Genomic DNA, 25,923 nt, shown 5'->3' with positions numbered 1-25,923 from the left:
AAATGAGCCTAAGCGTCAACGAAGTCAAAATCCTCGGCAATGTGGGGGAGGCCCCGCAAATCCGTTCGTTTGAAAACGGTGGCCGCGTCGCGAATTTCTCCGTTGCGACCTCGCGCCGCTGGAAAAACCGAAACACGGGCGAGGTCACGGAAAGAACCGAATGGCACCGGATCAATGTGACGGCTGACCATCTTGTAAAGGTCGCCGAGGATTTCTTGCGCAAGGGGTCGAAGGTGTTTCTTTCTGGCCGCCTTGAGACCCGTAAGTGGCAAGACCAGTCGGGGCAGGATCGCTATTCGACCGAAGTCGTCCTCGCACCCTATGAGGGTGTTTTGATTTCTCTTGATCGTCGCGAGGGATCGGCCGCGCCTGGTGGATCGAATGGGTCAGACACCCCGCCACCGTCGCGTGATCCGGACGACGAAATTCCCTTCTAGAGTGACCCCCAGATCCCGACGATCCGCTTAAAAGCGGCAAGCATTGGTACCATGACGGCGCTATAAGCTATCGAGCAGTGATACCAAACCACAAGCCAGCGCCGTTTCCACAGCCGCCCCTCGGCGTCTAACTCGTTCGCCTCAAACCTCATGTCGGCAATGTGTTGTGCGAAATGGGTCTCAAACACCTTCTTTGGAAGTAAGGAGGACAGCAAGTTGTTTGCGAAATGGCCAGCGGGCTTGTGAATTCTAGAGCGTTTGCTACTGCCCAAGAAATCTTCCCGAAGAACAAGTTGGTCTGTATCGGGGTCGACCGTGACGCGGTCGCTGTAGTCCTTCAAAATGCTATCGCGAAGTTCCTCATTTCTGGCAACAAGCCGCTCCACTAGGAAGTCCAGATCCCAATGGTCCTTATCATCGTGGCTAAGGAAAACACTACTAGGAACCGTGGGGTACTTCGAATCTTCCAGCTTCTGCCAAGCTCTCCCAAGAACGTCGTGTGTGTTTTCGGTGTCCTTCGAGAAAGCCAAACTTGAAATGTAAAACAATTCGATGAACCGCTCTTTGGTTATGTTCCTCTTAGGCATAGGAGCCTCCCTCGAAAGCCGCCGAGGCCGTATCGGTCGCACTCAATACCCGTGCTCCGTGACCACTCACGCGGTATCTGCGGCGAGGTAAACCGGGTTCTGAGGGTTCATCCTCAGCGCGGCTCGTGAGGTAGCCCTTCTCGACCATGCGGTTGAGAGTGACGTAAATTGTCCCTCGTTTCAGTGCGCCGTTAGATGCTTTGACCAATTCGAGGCCGTACATCTCTACCCCTGATCTGAGCAAATCCAGCACCTGATATTCGATCTTTGAAAGTCTGGGTATCACGTCGCGACTCCTGTAATTCAAGTTATTCTTACTGTTTGTAAGACTCAAAGTCAATCCAATTGCAGCTCGCGCCAACTTGGCAGATGAACGTCCTGCGAAAGCACAGCAAACACCAATGCGCGCCTCTCATTCGAATAAAGACCAGAGTAGCTTGGCAGGGATTTTCAGTGGCGTTTTGCGACTTTCACAACAATGTCCTTGTCCTAGTCGTCACGTTTTTTCCAGTCCTTCCAAATCTGAAGGATTTTGACGACGTTCAAGGCAACTAATGACAGTGCGACTAGGCACAGAAGGAGTATATGGAAGTCGTTAAGTTCCATCTCGTTTCACCTTAGAGGCTAATGTAATTGTGGGGACTTTTCTAAGAACAGAGTGCCGAATCTCCACAGCAGCGTAAACCCTTGAAAAACTGACGATGTCATCTTTGCAAGCTTAACTATCTGATTCGCCGAGAAACTTAAGTGATTCGGGTTTCTAGGTGGGTACATGGCAAAGGTGCTTTCTCCTGTTGTTCAAACAATGTGAGTCCCACCATGACTTCTTTCCCCCCGGCCCGCCTGACCGCGGGCGATGCTTGGTCTTGGGGTATGCCCGAGACTCTTTCCGCCTATCCGTCCCCTTACTACGCGCTTGCCTTGACGCTGTCTCTGCAAACCGGGGGGCCGGTCACGACCTTGAACGCGGCGGCCGATGCGACCGCTTGGCGCTTCACTGTCGATTCTGCCGTGACCTCGACCCTCACCCCGGGCGTTTATGCTTGGGCCGTGCTGGCGACCGAGGGCGGCACGGGCAACCGGACGACGATCTGCCGGGGAACCCTCACGGTTGACCCGGACCCGGCGACCGCGACCGGCGACACCCGGTCGAACAACGCCCGCATTCTGGACGCGATCGAAGCGACCATCGAGGGCCGCGCCACCAAGGACGCCGACGCTTGGACGATTGAGGGCCGGTCGATCACCCGGACGCCGATCGCTGATCTGATCCGTCTCAAGAACATCTATTCCGCCCTTGTGGACGCCGAGCGCGGCCGATCGGCACCCTTTAAGGTTCGGAGGGTCACGCATTGAAATTCCCTTTCCTACGTCGCCGCCCGGCGGCCGAGGCCGAGATCTCGGCCCGCGTCGAGCCTGTCGTCGCAAAGCGGTCCTTTCGGGCCGCTCACTCGCACCGCCTTGCGGGCGGATTTAATGTGTTTGGTTCCGTTTCACCCCGCGAGGAAACCCGCCGCGAAATTCGCGGTCTGGTCAGTCATGCCCGGCACGCGTCCCAAAACTTCGATCACGCCCGGGCTTACGAAATGCTCATTCGTCGGCATGTGGTCGGGCCTTCCGGCATTCGCCTGCAAATGAATGTGGTCGAGGACGACGGCCGCCGCGATCTGCGGGCAAACACCGTCATTGAGACCGCTTGGAAAAAATGGGGCCGAAAGGGGTCGCCCTCGATTTGTGGTCGGCTGTCGTTCTGGGGCATCGAGTGCCAGATAGCGACTGCGATCGCCCGGGAGGGCGGGGCCTTTGTCCGGCTTCACCGCGGCCGTAAGGGTGGGCCTTTCGGCCTTCGTATCGAGCCGATCCCGTTTGACCTCTTGGACCTCGACCACACGCAGCCAATACCGGGCGGTGGATACATCGAGTCCGGGATTGAGTTTGACGCCGACGGCCGCCCCCTTGCGTTCCACATCTGGACCGCACCCGAGGACGTCGCCCATATGGGTATCCGCCGCCGGGTACGTGTTCCGGCTAGGGATATGGTTCACGTCCTTGTCCCGGAGGAAATCGGTCAGGCCCTTAACGTCCCGCGGTCCTCTACCGCGTTGCGGTTGATGAATATGGCTGACGCTTTCCAGAAAGCGGGCATGGAGGCCGCTCACTTCGGCGCGGCGGCGATGCTCTTTTTCAAGCGGGAGGCGGAAACCTCAACCTTGAGCCAAACGGACGACACCGCCGACGACGGCGGGCCGCCGATCGACACAATCGAAGCCGGGACGATCCTTGATCTGCCCCCGGGTGTCGAGCCTGTCCCGCATGTGCCGCACTACCCGGACGCGGCCGTTGAGCCGTTCATGCGTAATATGAACGCTTCGACGGCTTCGGGCCTCGGCGTCTCTCGCGAGACGCTGACCGGCGACCTGACCGGCGCTAACTTTTCCAGTCTTCGGGCTGGCAAGGGTGAGGAAAGGGACGAATGGCGCATGTTGCAACGGGCCATGTTCGAGTCCTTTCACGGCGTCGTTTTTAGCCAATGGCTCAACATGGCTTTGCTAACCCAAGCGGTCCGACTGCCTCTCGCCAAAATCGAGAAATTCGACGCTGCGGAGTGGCGGCCGCGGGGCTGGCCTTCGGTCAACCCCAAAGACGACGCCACCGCGGCAGAGAAAGACCTTGCGCTCGGGCTTCGATCCCGCCGCGAGATCGCCGCCGAGCGCGGTCGGGACATTGAGGAAGTCGATAAGGAAATCGCCGAGGACAAGCAACGCGCCGAGCGATTGAAACTCGACTTCGGGTCCTCGCCGCCGAAACCCCCCGGTCCTGATCCTGATAAGGAGGACGCCGACCCATGACCTTCAAGATTGCCGCCCGCTCCACCCGAGCGGGCGAAATTGTTTCTGCCCCGGCCGAAGATAGCCGTGAGGTCGAAATCTCTTTTTCATCCGAGGCCCCCATCCTGCGGGCGTTCTGGGATGAGGACGCCGGGGAAATCCGGCACTACCACGAAGTCTTAGGCCACGCCCCCGGCGAGGTCGATCTGTCGCGGCTCAATACCGGGGCCGCGCCGCTTCTCAAAGACCACGAAGCCCGAATTGACTCCCAGATCGGGGTCGTTGTTCGGGCATGGACCGCCGAAGGGCGGGGCCGGGCTGTCGTCCGGTTCTCGACCAATGCGGCGGCTGATGACGTTCTCGCCCGTGTCCGGGTGGGGGACGTGACTTGCGTGTCCGTTGGCTACGGCATCACGCAGGCCGAAAAAGACGGGATGGCCGAGGACGGCCGCCCGATCGTTCGGGCGGTCAACTGGACCCCCCGGGAAATCTCTTTCGTCGCGATCCCCGCGGACCCGTCCGTTGGCTACGGCCGGGCCGATCAATCCGACGTTGAAACCCTCTCAATCACAGAAAGCAAAGACATGACCAAACCGAACAACACGCCCGCGCCCGTGACTGATGAACAGCGCGCAGCCCCCGCACCGGCCCCCGCCGCACCGGCCACACCCGCAGCCGATCCCGCGGCCGAGATTGCCCGCGCGCTGACCGATGAGCGCACCCGGACCGCGGAGATCGAGGCGATTGGCGAGCGTTTTGACATGCCCGCCGAAGCTGTCCGCAAGGCGAAAGACAATGGCACCACAGCCGACCAGTTCCGCAAGCTGGTCATGGACACGATCGACAATTCCGAAGCCGAAGCAACGCGCGCCGGGGCCGCCAAGATTGGCATGACCGACAATGAAATCCGCGCGTTCTCGCTTCTGAATGTTGTCCGCTATCTCGACAATCCGACGGATCGCAACCGCGAGCGTGCGGCGTTCGAGATTGAGGCATCCCGCGCCGCCGCACAAGCGGCCGGTAAGGACCCCGAGGGTCTTTTCGTACCTGCGGACGTGATGATGGACGCCAACTTTGCCCGGGCCGCGACAACCCCGGCAACTGCTGGTGGCCATTTGGTGGCAACGGATCACTTGTCCGGGTCCTTCATCGGTCTGCTGCGTAACCGTCTGGCGCTTGCTGGCCTCGGCGTTCGTATGCTGTCCGGCCTGCAAGGCAATGTGGACATTCCCAAGCAAACCGGCGGGTCGACCACCTATTGGGTTGGCGAGGGCGACGACGGCACCGATTCCGACATTACCGTCGGTGTTGTGTCCATGTCTCCGCACACGATGGCGATCGCCGTTCCGATCACACGTCGCTTGCTGAAACAAGCCGACCCCTCGGCCGAGGCACTTGTCCGCATGGACCTGATCGAACAAGCGGCCCTGTCCGTCGATCAGGCGGCGCTGACCGGCTTTGCATCACCCGACTCCCCCGAGGCGCTTCGCGCGAAACTGATCGCCGCGGGCGGCGACCGGGTTGTGACGTGGGCCGACACGACCGGCAACCTGCCGGACTTCAAGGAAATGGTTCAGCTTGAGACCAACGTGAACGCGGCCAACGCTGACGAGTCGGCAATGTCCTATATCTACGGCGCGAAAATGTCCGGCCACCTGAAAACGACGCAAGAGTTTGCGTCCGAAGGTCGCCCGATCGAACGCGGCCGCGAGGTCAACGGATACAGCCGCACCCGCTCAAATCAGGTTGCTGACGCCGAGGCGTTTTTCGGCGCATGGAACAACCTGGTCATTGGCATGTGGGGCGGTCTCGACATGCGGACGGATCGATCGACCCTCGCGAAGTCCGACGGCGTGGTTCTGCGGGCATTCCAAGACCTCGACGTTGCGGTTCGCAACCTTGAGGGCTTCACGCTCGGCAAGGCCGCCTAAGACCAGCGCAAGACCTGTCACCGCGGCCGCCCTTCGGGGCGGCCGTTCCGTTTCTATTGCATTGGAGGGCTTATCCCTTGTTTGAACGCTATCAGAAAGCGATTGCGGTCCTGTTCGCCGGGATCGTGTCGATTGCCGGGCTGTTTGTCCCGGCTTTGCGTGATTTGCCGCCCGAGGCGTTCGTCGCGCTGTCCTCGACCCTCGCGCTTATCGCCTGTTATGTCGTGCCGAACCGGGTTGCCGGTCATAACGTCGATGCGGTCGCCGCGGCGATCCTCTCGGCTCACGGCCGCGCCTCTGGCGAATTGGCGGTCTACGTTACCGACCCGAAATTCAAGGGGCCTTCCCGGCTTGTGCGTCTCGGGGCGCATAGCATCCACGACCGCGGATTGATTTCGGTTGCCGATCTCCCGCCGCGCGTAGGGGAGGGCGACGAATGACCGTCCGAATCCGCCTTATTCATCCCTCGAAAATCCTCGGCAAACTCGAACCCGCGGGCAAAGAGATCACCGCGCCTCGGGTTCGTGGTCTCGGGCTGGTCGCAGTGGGTCGCGCTGAGTTGGTCGAGGATCAAACCGGCGGCGATCGGGTCGCCCGGGACACGCAATCCGGCCCGGCGGTCAACGCTGCGCCCCGCAAGGGGAAGTTTGGACAATGACGATCGACGCCGGATCGGCTTCGATTTTCTTCGACCCGGCCGTGTTTGGAACCCCCGCGACCTTCTTTCCAGTCGAGGGCGGATCATGGCCGATCGACGGCATTTATTCCGAAGCCTACGCCCTCGCCCAAAGCGGCCCGGGTGTCGCCTCAACCGCGCCGATCTACACGATCGACGCGACCACGCAACCGCGGACGCCCACGCAGGACGACCGCCTCACAATCTCGGGTAAGGGCGATTTCGTCGTCAACGACCCGCAACCCGACGGATCGGGCCTGATCCGTCTCATTCTTGAAAGGGCCTGACAATGGCATTTGAAAAAGGGCGCGATGGCGTCGTGAAAGTGGGGACGCCTGCGGCGGCCCTTGGGCATGTCCAGTCGTGGAACGTGGACGAAACCGCCGACGAGGTTCGCGGTTGGGGCATGGGCGAGGATTACGATACCGGCTTTGCCACAATCGCCCGCTGGTCGGGGTCGGTCGAGGTCTATCTGGACGGATCGGACGAGTCCGACGGTCTGGCAATTCGCGACGAAATCGCGGTCGAGTTTTACCCCGGCGGCGAGTCGAGCGGCAAAACTTACTTCTCTGGCACGGCGGAAATCCTGTCCCTTGCGCGCTCCGCGTCGAAGGATGGCATCCCCATGCTGACGATCAACTTCACGGGCCGCGGTGCCCTCACCAAAACGACGGTGGCGTAACATGACCGAAATTGTAGCAACCGCCGCCCTCGCCGCCGCAACAGCCCACTATGACCGCCTGCGTGGTCAGACAATCGAGGTCCCCGAATGGGGGTCCGAAGGCGCTCCGCTGGTTATTTACTATGACCCGATCACGGCCGCGCAGTCGCAAAGCATTGTGAAGCGGGCCAAGGGGAACGACGCTCGGGCGACGGCTCTCGCGGTAATCCTGTATTCCAAGGATAAGGCCGGGAAACCGATCTTTACCGATGATGCGCCGACCTTGAAGGCGTTCGAGAATGACGTCCTCCCGGAAGTGATCGCCCGGATCGGTCAAGCCATCCTTGGTATCACTGGCCGCGGGGCTGATCTGGGAAACTGATGGCCTCACCCGAGGGGCGCGAGGTTCGGTTTTATTACCGCCTCGCAGCCCGCCTCGGGCGTTCGGTCCGCGAGGTTATGGATTTCCCCCTCGCCGAATTGGACGGTTGGGCCGCCTTCCTCGAAACGGAACCACAAGAAAGGGGTTGACCTATGGGTTTGCGCGATCTGTTTTTCTCAATCACCGCCCGCGACAAGACCGGGGCGGCCTTTTCGTCGGTCAACAAAAAGCTGCGCGAGACCGGCGGTCACGCCGCGACCGCGTCCGAAAGGATCGACCGCACCGGGGCCGCCATGCGGCGCGCCGGGGCCGCTGGTTCCGTCGCCTCGGCCGGGATCGTCGCCCTCTTTCGCGACTCCATCGGCCTTTATGACGAACAAGCCCGCGCTGAGGCGAAAGTCGCCCAAGCGATCCGGGCAACCGGCGGGGCCGCCGGATTTACCGCCGCTGAATTGGCAAAACAGGCGCAAGCCCTGCAACAGGCAACCCGGTTCGGCGATGAGCGCATTTTGAATGAAGTCACCTCGCAATTGCTCACATTCAAGGACATTGCAGGGGATAGCTTTACCCGCGCGCAAGTCGCTGCGCTCGATCTGGCGACCGTCCTCGACGGCGATCTTCAATCGGCCTCGATCATGCTCGGAAAGGCATTGAACGACCCAGCCGTGGGCCTATCTGCCATGTCTCGCGCTGGCGTGACGTTCACGAAGGACCAGCAAGAGGTTATCAAGGCCCTTGCTGAAACCGGGAACATTGCCGAGGCGCAAAAACTAATCCTTGATGAAATCGCTTCGGCCTATGGCGGGCAGGCTACGGCCGCCCGGACCGCTGGCGCTGGTATTCTCGACGCTTGGTCGAACACTTGGGGGGACGTCAAGGAGGTTGTCGGCAAAAACCTTCTGGAAATGCTGCCGCCTGTGATCGCCGTCCTCGAACGGATCACTGGCGCTTTCCGCGACCTTGAGCCGGGCACACAGAAAACGATTATCGTTATGGGTGCGCTTGCCGTGGCTGTCCCTCCCGTGACGCTTGCTCTTGGACTTCTGGCGGGCGCTGTCGCTGCGATTTCTGCACCCGTCGCCCTCACTGTCGCCGGGATCGTGGGCCTGACTTCGGCCGTCGTCGCCTTCTGGCCTGAGATCAAGGCCGCGACCGAATGGGTCGGCGAGAAATTCGCCGCCGCTCTGCAATGGGCGTCTGACGCCATGTCGTTTATGGAGGATCAGTCCCGCGCTCTGGACGCGGCTATCGTGAACGGCCTTGCAGCGGCAATGACTGTCGGGGCCGCTAAAGTGCAGATGATCCACGACGTCTTTCGCGACGCCTTCGGGGCGATCCCCCAGATTGTCGGCGAGGTGGTCGATAAGGTTGGTGAATGGATCAACGGCAAGTTTAACGCGATCCTTGAAAGCCTTGGGCAGAGGGTCGAATGGGTCGAGCGTAAGTTTTTCTGGCTCTACGATCAGGTCGTCGGCAACTCATGGGTTCCTGACATGATCGAGGAAATCGGGAAACACTTCGGCTATCTGCAAGGCAATATGGTCAAACCGACCGACGATGCGACGTCGAAGGTCAACGGCTCGTTTGAGGGCCTAATGAACGACGTCGGGTCCAAGATCGGCAACCTTGCATCGTCCGGCACCCTGACATGGAAAGGCTTCATGGGGTCATTGCTGGACGTCGGCAAAAGCTACGCCGACCGGATCGTGTCGGACGTGTTCGGCAGGATTGGCGACGGCCTCACGCAATCCATGTCTGGGCTGACCGGGTCCGGCGCGGGTGGATCATTCTTGAACAGCTTCGGGTCGAGCCTCTTTTCGGGCCTCGGGTCGGCGTTCTCTAGCCTGATCCCGGGCCTCGACCAAGGCGGATCATTGACCGTCGGCGGCCGGGCTGGTGTTGACCGTAACTTTGCCTCTGTCCGCCTGTCTCAGGGCGAAAAGGTGAAGGTCACACGGGCGAATGGGCGGGACGCGTCCGGCGCGCCTGTGACGGTCAATATCTATGCGCAAGACGTCAATTCCTTCAATGCGTCCCGGGCGCAGGTAGGCCAGCAAATCGGCCGCGCTGTCGCGGCTGGACAGCGGGGTATGTAATGGCACTTTTAGACCGAGACTTCCCCCGCAACGTGGCTCAAGGTTGCCAAGCGATCGCCCAAAGGCGCGACGAAATTGTCACGCTCGCGAGCGGCCGCGAGGAAATCAATCAGCGCTGGAAACACGCTCGGCGGTCATGGTTGGCGGGTCTCGCGATCCGATCGGCCGACGATATGTCCGACGTCCTCGATCTTTGGGAGGAAGCCCAAGGGCGGCGGCATTCGTTCCGCTTTCAAGACTGGCTTGATTACAAATCCTGTCGGCCCTCGGAAACCCCGTCGCCGACCGACCAGGTTGTCGGGATCGGCAACGGGTCTCAAACCGATTTCCAAGTGTCTAAGACCTACGGGGTTGGCCTGCCATACGTCCGGCCGATCTATCTCCCCCGGGCTTCCTCGCTTCGGGTTGCTGTCAACGGGGTCGAAGTCCTGACCGGCTGGACCCTCTCGGCGTCTGGCGGTGTCGTTACCTTTGACGTTCCGCCTGACCCCGCCTTGACCGTCACAGTCGGGTTTCTGTTTGACGTTCCTGTGCGGTTCGAAGCCGACTCGATCCTTGCTGAGTGGACCTATTTTCGCCCCGACGGCGACGGGGTCACCTCGGCCCCGGACGTCTCTCTGATCGAGGTCATTCTGGGCGATTAACCTCACCGCACGGTTGTAGGTTAGATTTCCAAAATCCCGCAACACCTGACCGGCGACGCTAGTGTGTCGCCGGTTTTTACTTTTGGAGGTGCAATTCCATGACCGCATATGACGACGCCCTCGGCACCGGCAACACCAGCCTTTGCCGCTGCTTTCTTCTGACGCGCCTTGACGGTGTCGTGATGGGTTTCACTGACCACGACCGGGATTTGTCCTTTGACGGTGTCACTTTCCTTGCATCGGCGGCCCTGACCGCGTCGGACGCGGCCTCGGCTCTCGGCATGGCAGCCGACGAAATGGAAGCGTCCGGCGCTCTTTCAGCTGATGCGATCACCGAAAGCGATCTCGCCGCAGGGCTGTTTGACGGCGCGGCTGTCCAAGTCTTTGACGTGGATTGGTCCGACACCTCAGTTCGCCGCCTCTTAGGTCGCTACACGATCGGGCAGGTGGAACGCGGGTCGGTGGCCTTTCGCACCGAATTGCGATCCCTCTCGGCTGGCCTGACCCGCAAAACTGGCCGCATTCATTCCGTTCTGTGTGACGCCCGTATCGGCGACGCCCGGTGCGGTCTCAACCTGTCCAGTCCCGCCTTTAGTGCGGCCGCGACTGTCGACTCCCTCGACGCGCTTCATTTCGTCGTCTCAGACCTCGGAAACTTCTCGGCCGACGCCTTCGATCGCGGCCGCGTCAACTGGACTAGCGGTCCAAAGGCCGGGACGTCCTCGGACATTCGGGTCGCTCGCGTCGCAGGCGGCCGCCTTCGGGTTTCGCTCTGGCGTGACCCGTCCTCGGGGATCGAGATCGGCGACACCGCGACGCTTACCGTTGGTTGCAACAAGACGGCCGAGACATGCCGCTTGCGGTTCGGAAATCTCGACAACTTCCGCGGCTTTCCCGACATGCCCGGCGAGACCTTCGCCGCGGAGTACGCTAGGACCGGGGACCCCTCTCAGGATGGGGGGTCACGTTCATGATCGCCGCCGTCAACCCTGCCGTGATCGCCGTTCATGCCGCCGCTTGGATCGGGACGCCGTGGCATCGCCGCGCGGCCGTTCGTGGCGTAGGCGCTGACTGTGTCGGCCTGATCCGTGGCATTCTCGCCGAAACCTCGGGCGTCATGGTGACCCCGCCGCCCTTTGTCGAGGATTGGGCCGAGGCTGACACCTCGCCGATCCTCGCCGCCGGAAATCGCCATCTTGTTCCGGGTTATCTACTGGACGCCCCCGCGGCTGGCGACGTCGTCGCCTTCCGAATTGGTGGTGGACCTGTCGCCCATGTGGGCGTCCTTGTCGCCCGGGATGATCTTATCGAGACCGGCCCCGCTCGTGTGGTTCACGTCTGCGAGCGCCGCGGCACTGTGGAGTCCCGCGCGCCGTGGCACCTTGCCGGGCGCTGGCGCTTCCCGCTCGCCGAAGGGTGCGAGACCGGCAAGCCAAACCTGAAATCGTCCGACCTTCTGGCGATCGTCCAAGAGGACGCCGAGGGCGCTTTCTACACCGTTCAAGACATGATGGATGGGACGCCCTTGTCCCGATCCCGTCACTACCCGACGCCCGGGGCCGCGCTCGACGCGATCCCCCCGGCGATCGCTCACGTCGAAAGGGTCTAACACATGGCAACGCTTCTTTTCGCTGCGGCCGGTTCTGCAATCGGCGGCGCTATCGGCGGGTCTGTTCTCGGGGTCTCGGCCGCGGCGATCGGGCAAGCTATCGGCGCGACCCTCGGCCGGGTGGTCGACTCTAAGCTGATGGGTGGAACCGGCACGATCACGCAAGAGGGTCCGCGGCTCGATAGTCTCGACGTCATGACCTCGCAAGAGGGCGCACCTTTGGCGGACATAGCGGGGCGGACGGCCGTCTCTGGTGAGGTGATTTGGGCGGCCCGGTTGAAAGAGACGGCAAACCGCACGTCGCAATCCTCGGGGTCCGGCAAGTCACGCCAGACCGTCTCGACAACCAGTTATTCCTATTCTGCATCTTTCGCCGTCTCGCTCGGCGAGGGGCCGTTGTCGCACATGGGGCGGATATGGATTGACAGTCAGGTTGTCGATCTCTCGACCATGATCAACAGCGGCCGCGTCCGGTTCTACAACGGGAGTGAGACCCAAAGCCCCGACTACCTGATCGAGGCGATCGAAGGTCACGCCCCGGCATACCGCGGGACGGCATACGTCGTTTTCGAGGACCTTCCCCTTGGGCAATTCGGCAACCGCATTCCGCAAGTCCGGGTTGAGGTGTTCGGTCGCTCCGGCGAAATGGAAGACTTGATCGAGGGCGTGAACGTGATCCCGGGCGCGACCGAATGGGGTTACATGCCGACCCCGAACCCGCGGGTCCGCCGAGACGGTCAGGGCAACATATTTCAAGAGGACGTCGAGAATGCGAACCGCCATGCGGGTATTTCCGACTGGTCCCTGTCTATGGATATGCTGTCGGCGAACCTGCCGAACGCCTCGACCGTCTCCCTTATCGCGGCTTGGTTTGGCACCGATCTTCGCGCCGGTCTTTGCAGCGTTGAGCCGCGGGTCGAATTGAAAGGCAAAGAGACCAAGACCCGTTGGCGGGCTGGTGGCCTGACCCGCGCAACGGCAAATGTGACCTCGACAACCGACGAAGGCCGCCCGGCCTACGGGTCCAGCCCGGCCGATATTTCGCTTGTGCGCGCGATCAAGAACCTGCGCGCTCGCGGCAAACGCACCGTGCTTTATCCGTTTATCATGATGGACATAACGGACGCCCAAGCCTTGCCTGATCCTTCGGGGGCTGGCGTTCAAGGGGCCTATCCTTGGCGCGGTCGGATCGAGCCTCGGGCCGGTCAATCGGTCGCGGCCGAGGTCGCCGCGTTCATGGGAACGGCATCGCCTGCGAATTTCTCGATTTCGGGCGAGACGGTCAACTATTCCGGCCCGGCGGCCTTTGGTTTCCGGCGCTTCATTCTGCACCTTGCGCATGTCGCAAAGGCCGCGGGTGGCGTTGACGCTTTCCTTGTCGGCACAGAAATGCGCGGGCTTTCCATGGCCCGCCATTCGGACGGCTCATATCCCTTTGTTGACGCCCTCCGCACTCTCGCCGCCGAGGTCTCCGCGATCCTGCCCGGCGCGAAGATCAGCTATGCCGCCGACTGGTCAGAATATCACTCGGACCGGCCGGGTAGTGAAATCCGGTTTCACCTTGACCCGCTTTGGGCTGACCCCGCAATCGACTTTGTCGGAATTGACAACTACCTGCCCTTGTCCGACTGGCGCGGCGGGTCTTCACATGCCGACTTTGACGCGACCAACGGGATCACGACGCCTTACAATCTGGATTACCTCAAGGGGAACATCGAGGGCGGCGAATATTGGGACTGGTTCTATGCGGACAGCGCAGCACGCGCCGCGCAGGATCGCAGTCCGATCCAAGACCTCGCTTATGGCGAGCCTTGGGTCTACCGCCAGAAGGCAATTCGGGACTGGCAACAGAACGCACATTACGAGCGTGACGCAAGCGGCATCCGCGCCGCGACGCCGACCGCTTGGGTGCCGGGGTCCAAGCCGATTTGGTTTACCGAGATCGGTTGCCCGGCCGTCGAGTTTGGCGGCAATCAGCCGAATGTCTTCAACTCTCGGATTTCGAGCGAGGGCGGCTTGCCCTACTTCTCGACCGGCATTCGTGACGACTTCATGCAGCGCCAGTTTATCCGGGCTTCCCTCGAATGGTGGCGCGATAATGGGGCCGGTGTTCTGGACGTCGCCGACGTGCAAATCTGGTGTTGGGACGCCCGGCCATGGCCTGAGTTTCCGAATAATACCGATACTTGGTCCGACGGCCCGGACTGGCGTCTCGGACACTGGTTGAACGGCCGCGCCGGAACCGCCCCGGCGGCCGAGGCGATGCGCCGCCGCTTGATCGAGCGTCACGACCTGGTCGACGCGGATTTCGATTTCTCCGAAGCCTACGGGCAGGGGGACGGCTACGCCTCGGGCGCGCCAATCAGCTTTCGCGAGTATATCCAGCCTTTCGAGGTCTCTTTAGGTCTGACCGTCCGCGAGGACGACGGCCGCCTGATCTTCTCAAATCCGGCCTACGCCCGCGAGGTCGAGGGGATCACGGTTGACGACATGGCGCAGTCCGGCACCGCCGGTGCCGCGCCCTTTTCGGCGCTGCGATCTGCGATCGAGGACACGGCGGGGACAGCAATTCTCCGCTTTCGTGACGGCGTTCGCGACTATCAGGCCGCGGCGGTTCGTGACCAGATCGAGGACGGCCCCGAGGATGGAACGGCCGAGGCTGAAACGCCGCTCATTCTCGACTTTGATCGCGGCGCGTCTGCGGTCGCGAGGATACTTCGCGCGGCCTCGGCCGCCCGGGAAACCCTGTCCTTTTCACTGCCGCGATCGGCCCGACGGGTTCGCCCGGGGATGATCGTTCCGATCGCGTTCGGCGACGAACCGCCTCGGGCGTTCGAGATCAAAAAGGTTATCGAGGGGGAAGCGCTCGCAATCGAGGCGCAGTCCTATGATCGCGGAACACATGCGCCCGGGGCGAGCATCTACCTGCCCGCGCAAAACAAGCGGGTTTTCGGGTCTCAAACCTCGATTTTGGCGCTTATGGACTTGCCCCTGATTACGGCGGGGGCTGATGAGGCCGACGGCTTTATCGCCGCCCATGCCGAGCCTTGGCCCGGCCTTGTGGTGGTTGCACGATCCTATGACGAAAACATCGGCTTTGCCGTCTCGGCGTCTCTGGCGATCCCGGCGACGATCGGCGAGACGGTGGCCGATCTCGATCCCGGCACCCCTTGGACCTACACCGAGGGGCCGCTGGACGTTCGGGTGTTTTCGGGGTCGCTGGTCTCACGCTCCGAACCTGAAATCCTCGGCGGGGCAAACTCTCTTGCCGTGCTGCACGCCGACGGATGGGAGGTTGTTCAATTCCGCAATGCCGAATTGATCGACGGCGGGACCTACCGCCTCTCGGGCCTTCTGAGGGGGCAAAGAGGGACGGAAAGCCTCTCTAGGGCGTCGCTTCCCGCATTTGCCCGTGTGGTCCTCTTGGACGACGCAATCGCTCCTGCGGGCGTTTCCTCGGCCGACGTCGGTTTGCCTTTCTGGTATCGCTACGGCCCCTCGGACGTCTCGACCGATGAACACCTGAAATCCCGTTACACGTTCTCAGGTTTGGGTCGCCGGCCCTTTTCGCCGGTCCACCTCAAAGCGGCTTGGTCTGGTGGTGATGCTGTTCTCAACTGGACGCGCCGCACCCGGACGCTTGACGGGACGTTCCCGGCCTCGGGTCAGGAACCCCCCGTCGGCGAGGTCTCGGAAAGCTACCGGGTCGAGATCGGCCCGATCGGCGCGCCGCTGCGGGTCGAGACGGTTTCCGCGCCGACCTTCACCTACACCGCGGCCGACCAGTCGGCCGACGGCATCACCCTGCCGGTTGCGGTCAGGGTTTCCCAAATCTCCGACACCTTCGGCCCCGGTCCTGCCGCGGCCCTCAACCTGAAAGGTTCCTGACATGGCACTTGAAACCCTCGACTCCGACTGGCTCGAAATCATCTTCCCGCCCGATGAGAATTACCGCAATCTGAAAAACCTCGACTCGATCGCTGCGGTCACTCTGGTTTTTGCTGATGAGCCACCGCAGACACCGGCCGCGCCGACGTGGGACGTTTACAGGCTCGCGCCCGGTGAGCGGGTCAACATCTTGTTTTCGACCTACCGCCCGCGGGTCTTTGTTCATGGCAATAACGTGAGCATTGACGTCGTGTCCTCCTTTACGCTGATGGGGGCCGATCCGGGGGCCGGGCCGATCTCGACGCTCTCGCCCCGTGCATCAGGGGTCAAGTAATGGCGACCCCGTATCTGCGCGCGCCGCTGATTGCGGAAGGGCAGGCGCAACCGCATGTGACGGCGAACAACGCGACATCGATCGCAGACCTCGCCCGCGGCCGCCTCGCCCTGTCCGCGACAACCGCGACCCCGCCCGGATCGCCGGTCGAGGGTGACGCCTACATCTTGCCAACGGGCGCGACGGGCTGGACCTCGGCTGATGATAGCGACCCCGCCCCGGGTGATATTGCAATCCGTTGGGCGGGCGCATGGCACAAAATCACCCCCGCAATCGGCTGGACGTGGCAAATCTTGGATGAGGGCGCGTCTATCATCTTCACCGCCGCGGGCTGGCGGCGCGGATCGGTCGCCGGTCCATTGGGCGCGTCGCTTGGTCTGGTGGTCGCCGAGGCGACGCTGGACCTGTTGGGGGCATCGACGTCCGCCCCTGATCTCTTGCCGACGCGCGCGATCATCCTCGGCGTGTCGTCTTGGACGATCCAGACTGTAACCGGCGCGCCGTCCTATTCGGTCGGGATTACTGGTGAGGTCAACAAGTTCGGCGGTTCGCTCGGCGTTGCGGTCAATTCCTCGAATATCGGCGTTGTGGGTCCTTTCGCGACCTACTCGCTCGCCGACGTCATTGTGACGTCGGACGGGGCCGACTTTACCGGCGGACGTGTCGGTCTTGCCGTCTCGGCGATCATTCCGGGGGTTCCGATCTGATGGGATGGCAACCGACAACACAAGCGGCACTTGAGGACGCCGCCCGCGCCGCGATCGTCGCGGCATTCCCGCTCGTCGTGGGTCGCTCTTACGACCCGCGCCCGGTCCCGAATGAGACCGTCCCGGCTTTCGCGATCCGGGTCGAGCATGAAAACGCAGAACCGGCGGGCCTCAACACAACGGCCCGCTTGATTTCCGGGACGATCCGGGCGGTTCTTTGGGTCAAGGCACCGGAAACCGACCGCCTCGATCTGGCTGATCTCGCCGATCATATTCGCGCCGTGATCCTCGCCGACTCCGTCCTCGCAAATCTGACGGGATCGCTCGACCCGTCCGACAACGAAACCGAAATCCAGACTGAGGCCGAACGCTTCGCCCGGATCGAGTGCCTTTTCGCTGCGCAATGGCTGGAAAGCCCCACGGAAACACCTTCGATCCTCGCCCGCTTCGGCTTGGCCTGATCGCCTCAACTCAAAAGGAAAACGCATATGGATTACTTCGAGTCCGCAATGGACACCGTCGCAATTTGGGAGGGTGGCTGGTCTGACCACAAGGACGATCCCGGCGGCCTGACCCGTTGGGGTTGGACCTTGAAAACGCTGGTCGCGAAGGCGATCGACGTCAATATGGACGGCCGCGTTGACGCCCGGGACCTGCACGACCTGACCAAGTCCGAGGCCCGCCGTCTGTACCGCGTCCATTTCTGGGACGCGATCTCGGGTGATCTCTTGCCCGGGCCTCTCGCGATGCTGGTCTTTAACTCGACCGTGAACCAAGGCCCCGGCCGCGCCGCGAAATTTCTGCAACGCGCCGCGGGCGTAAAGCGTGACGGTGCAATCGGTCCTCGCACGCTTGCCGCCGTTTCGGACAAGTGGAACGCTGACCCTCTCGCGATCATGCGTGAGTTTCTGACGTGGCAACTGTTGCACTACACGTCGCTTGCGATCTTTGTCACCTTCGGTCGGGGCTGGACACGCCGGACGATGGACTTTGCGCTGGTCGCTGGCGGTGAGGCCGCGACGATGAAGGAATCGGCGATCGAGGACGTCATCCCGCACGGCACCGTGACGGTCGCCCCCGTGGCCCCTCACCGCCGCCCCTCGACCGCGTGGGAACGGATCGTCGCCGCTTTGTCCGGGGGTCGCACGAATGAAACCCGTTGACGATAGCGAATGGCGCGGCCGCGTCGAGCGTAAGCTGGACGCGATCTCCGAGGCGGTTGTGCGGCTGGCTCGGGTCGAGGAACGGACCGCGACGCTCTTTCGCGACCAGTCCTCGAACACCTCGGCCGTTGTCAATCTGACGGCCCGGCTCACGGCGCTTGAGGCCACCACGCAAAGCAACAAGACGTCAATCCGCGTCGCTGAGCGGGTTTTCTGGTTCGCCGCAACTCTGGCGACCCCGATTATCTCGGGCGTCGCTGTTTACTACCTCACGAAAGGGTCCTGACTTATGGCCGCACCGTTGACCGATGATGAATTGAAGACCACGGCAAACGTCGTCGCAGCGCACCCGGGCGACACCCCCGGCGCGGCGCGCGCGCTCGGGATCTCGACCTCGGCACTTTACCGACGCCTTGCCCGGATCGCACAACGCGGATTTGACGGCTCAACACCCGCCGCAATCCCGGCCGGTCAGGTTGTCAAAGGCGTCTCTACCCTGCACACGTTGAACCCGGTCACGGGTGAAATGGAACGGCGGGCCATTTGGACAAAGACTCGCGAGGAAGGATTTACCCCCGAGGATTTCGCCCAAGTGATCCGCGATGTGGCCGAGGACCTGGTCGGCTCGATCCCGCCCGTCCCTGCGCCTGAGACCTCGGCCGACGGCAAGGGGTCCTTTCACTTGTTCCCGTGGCCTGACCTGCACTTTGGGATGCTGTCTTGGGCCGAGGAAACCGGCGAGTCTTTCGACCTCAAAATCGCCGAGCGTCTGGTTATGGACACCTTTTCGCGTTTGGTTGCTCAAACGCCTGACGCCGACGAAGCGATTTTGCTCGGCCTCGGCGATCTCCTGCACTCGGACGACGAGTCGGGGACGACGAAGCGCAGCGGGAACCGTCTCGACGTGGACGGTCGGTTCGCCAAGGTCCGGCGAACCGTGATCCGGGTCCTTGCATGGGCAATCCGCCTGCTCTTGGCGCGTTTCCCGAAGGTCACCGTCCGGCTACTGCCCGGCAACCATGACGAAGAAACGGCCGTCGCCCTCGCCGAGGCGTTGGCGCTTCTCTTTGACGCCGAGGATCGCGTCGAGTTTGATCTAGACCCCGGGCTTTGGTGGTTCTATCGCCGTGGGATCGTCCAGATCGGCGCGACGCACGGACACACCTGTAAGCCCGCCAAAATGCCCGGAGTGATGATCCAGCGCCGCCCGCAAGATTACGCGGCCGCAAAGGTCCACCGCTTCTATCACGGTCATTTGCACAATGCGATGATTGGCGAGGAAATGGGCGTCCCGATCGAGTGCCTGCAAACCATTATCCCGGGTGACGCTTGGCATGTTGGCGCGGGGCATTCCGGCTCGGGCCGGTCCATGATCGCGATCGAGTTCAACGAAACCCGCGGTGAGATCGGTCGGAAGATCGTCGGTGTCGTTAATGGGGAGGTTTTGCAGTGATGGCCCCGCGCTTGATCGGTCTTGTCGGTCGTGCGGGGGCAGGGAAGTCAACCGCGGCCGAGATCATCGCCGCCGAGGGTTTCACCCGGACCCGCTTTGCCGCCGGTCTCAAATCCATGTTGACGGCGCTCTACGCCTCGGCCGGGCTTTGTTCGGCCGAGATCACCCGGCGGATCGAAGGCGATCTAAAAGAGACCCCCGACGCTATCCTTGGCGGGAAGTCACCCCGGCAAGCGATGATTACCCTTGGCACCGAATGGGGCCGCGACCTGATCACGCCCGGGCTTTGGGTTTCGATCTGGGAAGCGCGCGCCCGCTCGATCCTCACCGCCGGGTCCTCTGCTGTTGTTGAGGACGTCCGTTTTCCGAATGAGATCGAAGCGATCCGCCGTCTTGGCGGTCTGATCGTATACATTGAACGCCGCGACGCGCCCGGGACCTCTATCAGCCATGCGTCGGAAGCGTTAGGCCCGGAATGTGCCGATGTGCTGATTGACAATTCAGGGGGAATAGCGGACCTAAAATCCAAGATCAGGTTGGAATTAATCCCGCAACAAATCCCGCAACATTAAAAAACGGGATTTTTGTAACACACTGATTTTAAAGAAGGTTTGTGTTACAAAATGTTGCGGTTTGTATCCGCCCCCGGGCACCATTAGAACAGTAATACTTGATATATTACAGGGTGTTATGCTGTTTGTGCGCAGTTTAATCCCCCAACGCATCCCCCAAGCAAATCCAGTTTACTCTTGTACGATCTGTCAGTTGAGCCACAAGTGAGTTGGTTGCGACTTCCGCTGCTGATCCGGTTGCAGTCTTCATAGTCAGCGGTCAGGGCTCTAAGCATTCGGTGAGGTCAAGGTCTCTTTTGATCAGAAGGTTTTTTTGGTCGGCTCTTTCACCTCCTGGTAACCAAGCATCAGTAAGAAATGTCTGCTACGCGGGCTTGACAACATCTGACCTTACAGCTATCCGACATTACTTCCGAAATCGCGAAGGCCAAAGCGAGCGTGCTCAGAGCAGGGCGCAGTTGTAGGCATCACGTTTACCTGATGTCTTGAGTAGGAAACGAAAAGCTAGGGAGAGCCAGTTCTGGCTCTCCCTTGGCGTTCAAACAGAATAAAGTAGCCTGCCTGCATGCTTCAAAGCATAGCTCAAGCACGACAGGCGGCCGTTCTTCAACAAAGGCTCTTTTGTGTAGTGCAAGGCGTACTGGCTCGGTTGCGCGTAGTAGATAGGTACTTCAGATTTTTCTGCCTGGTCTGCCGCTACCGAGAATAAGCACATCGCCAACGAAACTGGCTTCGGACCAAAGGGAAGCATATAGGAGGTGCGTTCACCATCTTTTGTAACTTTTCGCATAGCATCAAAGGCTTGTGAGACGTCCAACGCAGAGAGCTGAATGAAGTCAATTGGGTCGATCTTGCGCAATCCATCATTCTCGCGCCCAACAATCCTTTCCATGCTTTCAACAAACTTCCAGTTTCTTTTCAAGCCAGGCGGGCCGGGCGGGAAAGGAAACAACATCTTGAGGGCGCGCGGTCTGTCTTCGCCAAACATTCTTGAGAAGTTCAGCAGATGAAACCCCACACCAACGAAAGCAAAATCGTGTTCGCTACGTCCGCTCACTGAGGGAAAGCCTTGAATGGGTCTGAGGGCCTCTGGATTTCTTGAAATCACTTTAGCGTACTTGGTGCCTTGAGTGTAAACAACGACCAGGTTCTCGACACGCTGGTCGTTTAAAAGTAACTGCACCATTGGAAAGAACCACCGTTTCGGAAATGATGTAATATCCAAAACAATGTTTCTGGAAGCACCAACCGCTGCTTCGGCATAATCAGCAACCTCGTCCAAGGATGACTTTAGCTCACCAACGAATTTAATGTACTGACCCGGTATGTGTTCCTCAATTTTCTTCCATGCTTTCGCGACCTCCAAGTGAGTCGCGACCGGGTCTTGGGGATACGGATCGTCAATCTGTGCGAGAAAAAGCCGTTTAGCGTATCTTGATAGCTCGAGTGCAGATTCTACACTTCGTTGCTCAGTCCCTACACAGGCAAGGACCGCCCAGTCATTGTTGCATTGAAACTGAGGCAACAGCCAATTGGCATCGCCCCATGCGCGAAAGTTAAAATTTCTCATTCTTCAAACAACGACCGTTGTCTGCTCGGTTCATTATCCGAAAGGGACAGTTTGAATCCAGATTCGTAGATCCACGATGCAACTTCACTTGCCTTCGCATAATACGGCTCTTTAGTTCTGATGTATGGAATTCTGAAGTGTGGGCAAAACACCGGATGGAAATAGAACTTTTTCCTATGCTTTCGATCTCGATTCTTTGTTGTGTGATCCAACATGAGCATATTTCCATAGTCCGCAAGTTCCTCTAAAAAACGACGAATCTCCGGGAACTGTTTCATGTCTTGCTCAATGAGGGAAAACCCAGTGTGGCCTGGGTTGCTCAGCCTATCGTCCGCGAACAGTTTTGCAGCCAGCTTTTCAGCGACCAAGTTGACGAACTGTAGACGCTCTGCGCTGCGACCGGTCTCTTGAGCCATCTTCTCGATCCAGAAATTGCTTGCTTTCAGTATTCCAATTGACTGAACAATCTCCGTTATCTTAGGAAGTTTGGAGCGAACCTCAGAATCGTCGCCAGCATACTGAATCCATGTATCCCAGATGAACTGGTTCAGACTTAGAAAGACCAAAATATTTCCGCCGGAAAGACCTATAATCTCTTCGGCTCCGCACCAGTAAGGTCGCTGATGTGCCTGAGAGGCAATCTGTAGAGCTGCCGCTTCACGCCGTTCCTTTTTCCAGTACGACTTAGCTTCCCAAGGAAGTTTACCTCTAGGAACATCCAAGTCGAAAACATCACCCTTCTGCCTTATCCATATTTCGCCAAGCTTCGCAGACAACAAGTCTTTTCCAGCAAGCTCCTTCAGTGCGTCCTTCGTCTCAGTCCTCCATTCGGTTTGTAATTTTAGAATACGCGCTGGCTCTCTGATATTGAGTTTACGAACTCGCTCTGTCGCGGAAAGCTGTGGCCCGTAAACTTGTTCGATTTGATTTTTTCCAGCGAGTAGATCTTCTCGAAAGCCAGAAAATCGCAATCGACGCACAAAGACGTCATTTGCAAAGTCCGGAAAAATATCTATTGTTTGATCCTCCTTTCGTTTGAGAAGGAGATCAAGGTCGACGTATTTGTAGTCCCTTTCCTCTTCTAGTCTAGCTTCGGTGCCTTGAATTTTTCCGTGCCGGCGCCAAGCATGGCCACGAGCGCCAATTCTGTAAGATACAGCGCCATCTCTTGCTGCAAGCGCACGGTTGATCACAGAACGATAGTCAACCGATTTGCCGACAGTGTTTCGTGTCGAAATATTTCCAAGTTCCTCGTACTGGTCGATGTCAATAAAAAGGTTTGTATCTTGATCGACGACGCCTGCCGATTTTAAAGCGATTATGCAATCTCTAATAGGATGGCCAATGTGAGTTCTTGTGTCTTTGATAGCTGGATCAAGATCGCGATCCTTTCGATGTAGGTAGCGTCTGTAGCGATGAACCCTGTCCTTTATCCGAACTGTAAGCTCCTCAAAAGAATTACACTTCCCGATCCATCCCTCCCATATTGGAAGATCGCTCAGTAGCGGGCCGATTTCGTTCAAGGCGTTTCCACCAGCGTTTAGACCCACCTCGCTTCTGACGTTAGCTGGACCATCTGCCATACAACGGAGACTGTCCAAAAAATCTTCGACCATTAGGTAGTTTAAGAAGTCTGCGAATAGAAACTCGACTTCCTCAGGGTCGTCATCAATGTGCTTGCGAAGACCAAAATCAATGGCACTCTGATGGGCGATGTTGACGCCAGCACTAAGGAATTTCCGACGTTCCTCAGGTACGGGGAAGTCCTGTCCAACAGCATCATACTCGAGCCTTACTCTTGGTTGAAGCAGACCGAGAAGCATACTCTTTCCGCTACCCTGAATTCCGGTAACTACTACATTTCCTGGAATGAAGATTGGTAGTGCATGTGGGACTAGATAGTCGCTGAAGATCGTGACGAACTCGCGTGAAGTAAAGCGATCACCGACGTACAGCTCAAAGAATGGATTCGACTTCATCAGACTCTGTTCACCCTTGGGAAAAGTGGCTTCCAATCGACTGTTTCACGATGGAACAATGCAAGTGTGTTGTTTGGGCAGTTTGAGTACATCACAACTTGAGCCCCCGTTTTCTTAAAGCCAAGAAATGCTTCGGGTTTGTTTACTTTGAACCGCCCTTGGAGTCGGATAAACAGAGCCCAAACTTTTTCGTTTAGCATGGGGTTGGAGCTCTGTTCGCCGCGTTGGAACATCGCGGCTTCGGGGATCACCAGTCCAGGTTCATACTCGACATTCGGCATAGATTTGATGCGTTCCCGTATTCTCTTTTCGCCTTTGGGACAAACAACCAGCGGACAGATTAGCACTCCCAAGTCACTGAATTGTTCCTCAACAAAGTCGATAGCTTCCTGAACCTGCGTACCTGACCCAACAAAATCTTCTAGCAATACTATTTGAGAAATCTTGTTTTTCTTCATATATGATTTGATTTTTTCGGCATCGCCGAACTTCACCAAAGATTTCCAATCTGGTCGGTGCTCCATAGATTTCAGCCCGTTGACCTTGAGGAATGAATTGATCCTTAAGCTATCAGTTATAGGGCAAAGCCAGCAATCATTGAGCCCCTTGCGCACTTGGTCGTCGATCTTGGGGTCGAAGGGGTTCAGTTTGTTTTGGTCAATAATCCAACGACTGAGGATTCCACCATATACTGATCGGTATAGTGCTTCAAATTCCTTCCGACCCATAAAGAATAATTCAATTAGGAGGGCCAAGAGCAGCTTTTGATCACCTTCATTCTCAAGGTTGTTTAGCCAGTCTAGCAGGCGATCCTCAAAAACTTGAAATTGATTGGGTTCGTACTCTTGAAAGAGTTTTCTGCCGAGGAATTTGATGAAGGATACAGAGCCTGGCTCTAGCTCCTCACCCTCGGCGGCGTAGTCCCAATGAACAGGTAATTCGGTAAGCGCGGTCATATCAAGCCCTTTGCAATTTCTGCGACACGCGCTGCAACTGGCGGCGGAACGGCGTTGCCAATCAAGCGAAAGGAATCCCTGGAAGACCCATCAAAAAGAAACGAATCTGGAAAGCCTTGTATCCTCGCAGCTTCTCGGACTGACATACCTCGGCTCTCGACAGGGTGCAGGAACAGTTGATAGTCCCCAAAACGAGTGTCGACCGTCGGAGAGCTATCTTCAAAATCTAGTCTCCTATATTTACCATTGAATGTATTTTTCAGATCAAATTTACAACCAACCTTTCGAAGATAACCCTTGTCGAACAACGAAGATATCAGTTGTTCAACACTAGTTTTCAAATGCGCTTCTAGCTCTTCAATCGCGACTGGGTCTGCATCTCCAAAATCGCGCTTTCTGTTCCTTCTTCGAAGCGATCGAACAGCAACAAGGAGCTCACGCTCCTTTCGAGTAGTTTTGCCAAATACATCAGGTATCTGCCAAGTAGCCACTGATTTTTCTCCAGCTCGCACATTGCATAACTTCTGCCCTGAACTGATGGCGCGAGCGATCCTTGCATGCTTGCTACCTTCAAGTAACACCGTTGGCTCGTGTGCGTTCGTTCCAATGGCCAAGCCGTGAAGAGCATTTCTCAACGTTGTTTTCGTAGTCTTTTCAGAAAGGCTATCGGTATTGAATGAACGTCCATCGCTTCTAGCAATGATAAATGCCCTTTGTCTCCGTTGTGGGACGCCATACTTATCACACGCCAATAGTACAGTCTCGACATAGTAGCCTGCATCTTGCAAAACAGCGACGCCGCGCTCGAGCAAAGGTTTATTACGCCTATTGGTAATTGCCGCGACATTTTCTATCATGGCAACTTTTGGCCTAGCAACTGCAATGGCGTTGCAGCTTGTCATAAACAGGTCATTTCGCGGGTCATCGTGGCGATAGCCACCCGCTGTTGAAAAGCCTTGGCAAGGAGGTGTGGCAACGATGACGTCGATGTTCGCCGGAAACTGATCAATCGTGCACACATCCTGAACGATAGCACAGTCTTTGACGTTTAGATTATAGGATGCGACAGCGACAGGGTCTGTGTCGAAAGCCTGCGATATTGGGATTCCCGCGCTCTCGAAACCCAGGTCGGTGCCACCACACCCTGAAAATAGACTGACTGCCTTCACGGAAACTCTTCTAACGCATTGTCTGTGCGACGATTTTGCCGCGTTCTCGCCGAGTTTAGCACTCATAGGAAGCGCTGTCTCTTTTGATCGTGAAGATTATTGCCGCGATGCAGGAGGGGTCCAACTGTTCATATTACGGCTTGGGCCATTTGCGCCAGTTGCGGGTACTGCGCAAAGCAATGGCTTCGGACCGCAGAATGCGTCCTTCGACCTACTCATTTTGCTAAGCAAAGCACGAAAGCGCGGATGCCATCAGGCATGGTTTCGTCTTGCAGCCTGTC

At 58.8% G+C, this 25,923-nt stretch carries 27 protein-coding genes; 21 read left to right on the top strand and 6 right to left on the bottom strand.

Going from position 1 to position 25,923, the window contains the following annotated elements:
* Positions 1 to 2: 2 nt before the first annotated feature.
* Positions 3 to 437, top strand: coding sequence for a single-stranded DNA-binding protein (ssb, locus tag KX928_RS17495; RefSeq protein ID WP_219505289.1), 435 nt, complete (start codon positions 3 to 5; stop codon positions 435 to 437).
* On the opposite strand, the gene KX928_RS17490 is transcribed toward ssb, so the two are convergent.
* Both KX928_RS17490 and KX928_RS17485 read right to left on the bottom strand, forming a co-directional pair.
* Positions 434 to 1,024 carry a hypothetical protein gene (locus KX928_RS17490; RefSeq protein ID WP_219505287.1) on the bottom strand — a complete coding sequence of 197 codons (591 nt, stop codon included), beginning with the start codon at positions 1,022 to 1,024 and terminating at the stop codon, positions 434 to 436. The genes ssb and KX928_RS17490 overlap by 4 nt on opposite strands.
* Positions 1,017 to 1,310, bottom strand: coding sequence for a PadR family transcriptional regulator (locus tag KX928_RS17485; RefSeq protein ID WP_219505285.1), 294 nt, complete (start codon positions 1,308 to 1,310; stop codon positions 1,017 to 1,019). Before KX928_RS17485 ends, KX928_RS17490 begins: the two co-directional genes overlap by 8 nt.
* Positions 1,311 to 1,897: 587 nt before the next feature.
* Between KX928_RS17485 and KX928_RS17480 the strand changes: the two genes are divergently transcribed.
* The 20 genes from KX928_RS17480 (at position 1,898) to KX928_RS17385 (ending at position 19,968) form a co-directional block, all read left to right on the top strand.
* A complete protein-coding gene (locus KX928_RS17480; protein WP_219505283.1) occupies positions 1,898 to 2,380 on the top strand; it encodes a hypothetical protein in 483 nt (160 codons plus the stop codon).
* A 122-nt stretch (positions 2,381 to 2,502) separates the two neighbouring features.
* Positions 2,503 to 3,873, top strand: a complete 1,371-nt coding sequence (locus KX928_RS17475) for a phage portal protein (protein ID WP_308342392.1) — start codon at positions 2,503 to 2,505, stop codon at positions 3,871 to 3,873.
* Positions 3,870 to 5,783, top strand: a complete 1,914-nt coding sequence (locus tag KX928_RS17470) for a phage major capsid protein (protein ID WP_219505278.1) — start codon at positions 3,870 to 3,872, stop codon at positions 5,781 to 5,783. Before KX928_RS17475 ends, KX928_RS17470 begins: the two co-directional genes overlap by 4 nt.
* A 77-nt stretch (positions 5,784 to 5,860) precedes the next feature.
* Positions 5,861 to 6,223 carry a hypothetical protein gene (locus KX928_RS17465; RefSeq protein WP_219505277.1) on the top strand — a complete coding sequence of 121 codons (363 nt, stop codon included), beginning with the start codon at positions 5,861 to 5,863 and terminating at the stop codon, positions 6,221 to 6,223.
* Complete coding sequence (locus KX928_RS17460) at positions 6,220 to 6,441, top strand: hypothetical protein (protein WP_219505275.1); 222 nt, start codon at positions 6,220 to 6,222, stop codon at positions 6,439 to 6,441. Before KX928_RS17465 ends, KX928_RS17460 begins: the two co-directional genes overlap by 4 nt.
* On the top strand, positions 6,438 to 6,746 hold the full coding sequence (locus KX928_RS17455; protein WP_219505273.1) for a head-tail joining protein: 309 nt from the start codon (positions 6,438 to 6,440) through the stop codon (positions 6,744 to 6,746). The genes KX928_RS17460 and KX928_RS17455 overlap by 4 nt, the downstream gene beginning before the upstream one ends.
* 2 nt (positions 6,747 to 6,748) lie before the next feature.
* Positions 6,749 to 7,141 (top strand): hypothetical protein, encoded by a 393-nt coding sequence (locus KX928_RS17450; protein WP_219505272.1) that lies wholly within the window; start codon positions 6,749 to 6,751, stop codon positions 7,139 to 7,141.
* Between the two features lies 1 nt (position 7,142).
* Positions 7,143 to 7,502, top strand: coding sequence for a hypothetical protein (locus KX928_RS17445; RefSeq protein WP_219505271.1), 360 nt, complete (start codon positions 7,143 to 7,145; stop codon positions 7,500 to 7,502).
* Positions 7,503 to 7,654: 152 nt separating this feature from the next.
* Complete coding sequence (locus KX928_RS17440) at positions 7,655 to 9,598, top strand: phage tail tape measure protein (RefSeq protein WP_219505270.1); 1,944 nt, start codon at positions 7,655 to 7,657, stop codon at positions 9,596 to 9,598.
* Positions 9,598 to 10,242 (top strand): DUF2460 domain-containing protein, encoded by a 645-nt coding sequence (locus KX928_RS17435; RefSeq protein WP_219505269.1) that lies wholly within the window; start codon positions 9,598 to 9,600, stop codon positions 10,240 to 10,242. The genes KX928_RS17440 and KX928_RS17435 overlap by 1 nt, the downstream gene beginning before the upstream one ends.
* Positions 10,243 to 10,340: 98 nt before the next feature.
* Positions 10,341 to 11,216, top strand: a complete 876-nt coding sequence (locus tag KX928_RS17430; RefSeq protein ID WP_219505268.1) for a phage/gene transfer agent baseplate hub protein — start codon at positions 10,341 to 10,343, stop codon at positions 11,214 to 11,216.
* Positions 11,213 to 11,851 (top strand): C40 family peptidase, encoded by a 639-nt coding sequence (locus KX928_RS17425; RefSeq protein WP_219505267.1) that lies wholly within the window; start codon positions 11,213 to 11,215, stop codon positions 11,849 to 11,851. Before KX928_RS17430 ends, KX928_RS17425 begins: the two co-directional genes overlap by 4 nt.
* Before the next feature lie 3 nt (positions 11,852 to 11,854).
* Positions 11,855 to 15,739 carry a baseplate multidomain protein megatron gene (locus KX928_RS17420; RefSeq protein WP_219505266.1) on the top strand — a complete coding sequence of 1,295 codons (3,885 nt, stop codon included), beginning with the start codon at positions 11,855 to 11,857 and terminating at the stop codon, positions 15,737 to 15,739.
* A gap of 1 nt (position 15,740) precedes the next feature.
* Positions 15,741 to 16,073 (top strand): hypothetical protein, encoded by a 333-nt coding sequence (locus KX928_RS17415; RefSeq protein ID WP_219505265.1) that lies wholly within the window; start codon positions 15,741 to 15,743, stop codon positions 16,071 to 16,073.
* Entirely contained in the window at positions 16,073 to 16,780 is a 708-nt protein-coding gene (locus KX928_RS17410; RefSeq protein ID WP_219505264.1) for a DUF2793 domain-containing protein, read from the top strand. Before KX928_RS17415 ends, KX928_RS17410 begins: the two co-directional genes overlap by 1 nt.
* Positions 16,780 to 17,241: a hypothetical protein gene (locus KX928_RS17405; protein WP_219505262.1), complete on the top strand. Its 462-nt coding sequence runs from the start codon at positions 16,780 to 16,782 to the stop codon at positions 17,239 to 17,241. Before KX928_RS17410 ends, KX928_RS17405 begins: the two co-directional genes overlap by 1 nt.
* 27 nt (positions 17,242 to 17,268) lie before the next feature.
* Positions 17,269 to 17,943 carry a glycoside hydrolase family 108 protein gene (locus KX928_RS17400; RefSeq protein WP_219505260.1) on the top strand — a complete coding sequence of 225 codons (675 nt, stop codon included), beginning with the start codon at positions 17,269 to 17,271 and terminating at the stop codon, positions 17,941 to 17,943.
* Positions 17,930 to 18,229 carry a hypothetical protein gene (locus tag KX928_RS17395; RefSeq protein ID WP_219505250.1) on the top strand — a complete coding sequence of 100 codons (300 nt, stop codon included), beginning with the start codon at positions 17,930 to 17,932 and terminating at the stop codon, positions 18,227 to 18,229. Before KX928_RS17400 ends, KX928_RS17395 begins: the two co-directional genes overlap by 14 nt.
* Before the next feature lie 3 nt (positions 18,230 to 18,232).
* A complete protein-coding gene (locus KX928_RS17390) occupies positions 18,233 to 19,396 on the top strand; it encodes a hypothetical protein (protein WP_219505248.1) in 1,164 nt (387 codons plus the stop codon).
* Positions 19,396 to 19,968, top strand: a complete 573-nt coding sequence (locus KX928_RS17385) for a deoxynucleotide monophosphate kinase family protein (RefSeq protein ID WP_219505246.1) — start codon at positions 19,396 to 19,398, stop codon at positions 19,966 to 19,968. Before KX928_RS17390 ends, KX928_RS17385 begins: the two co-directional genes overlap by 1 nt.
* Before the next feature lie 538 nt (positions 19,969 to 20,506).
* On the opposite strand, the gene KX928_RS17380 is transcribed toward KX928_RS17385, so the two are convergent.
* From KX928_RS17380 to KX928_RS17365, 4 genes are read right to left on the bottom strand one after another with little or no spacing between them, the layout of a single operon-like run.
* Positions 20,507 to 21,538 (bottom strand): hypothetical protein, encoded by a 1,032-nt coding sequence (locus tag KX928_RS17380; protein ID WP_219505244.1) that lies wholly within the window; start codon positions 21,536 to 21,538, stop codon positions 20,507 to 20,509.
* Positions 21,535 to 23,517 carry an ORC-CDC6 family AAA ATPase gene (locus KX928_RS17375; RefSeq protein ID WP_219505242.1) on the bottom strand — a complete coding sequence of 661 codons (1,983 nt, stop codon included), beginning with the start codon at positions 23,515 to 23,517 and terminating at the stop codon, positions 21,535 to 21,537. The genes KX928_RS17380 and KX928_RS17375 overlap by 4 nt, the downstream gene beginning before the upstream one ends.
* Complete coding sequence (locus KX928_RS17370) at positions 23,517 to 24,473, bottom strand: phosphoribosyltransferase-like protein (RefSeq protein WP_219505239.1); 957 nt, start codon at positions 24,471 to 24,473, stop codon at positions 23,517 to 23,519. Before KX928_RS17370 ends, KX928_RS17375 begins: the two co-directional genes overlap by 1 nt.
* A complete protein-coding gene (locus KX928_RS17365) occupies positions 24,470 to 25,642 on the bottom strand; it encodes a DNA cytosine methyltransferase (protein ID WP_219505237.1) in 1,173 nt (390 codons plus the stop codon). The genes KX928_RS17370 and KX928_RS17365 overlap by 4 nt, the downstream gene beginning before the upstream one ends.
* Between the last annotated feature and the right edge of the window lie 281 nt (positions 25,643 to 25,923).

Origin of the sequence: Roseobacter insulae (assembly GCF_019375555.1) — a bacterium.
GTDB classification, from domain to species: Bacteria; Pseudomonadota; Alphaproteobacteria; order Rhodobacterales; family Rhodobacteraceae; genus Roseobacter; species Roseobacter insulae.
Note: the sequence above shows the minus strand (reverse complement) of the source record. Positions and strands in the feature narration are given on the sequence as shown.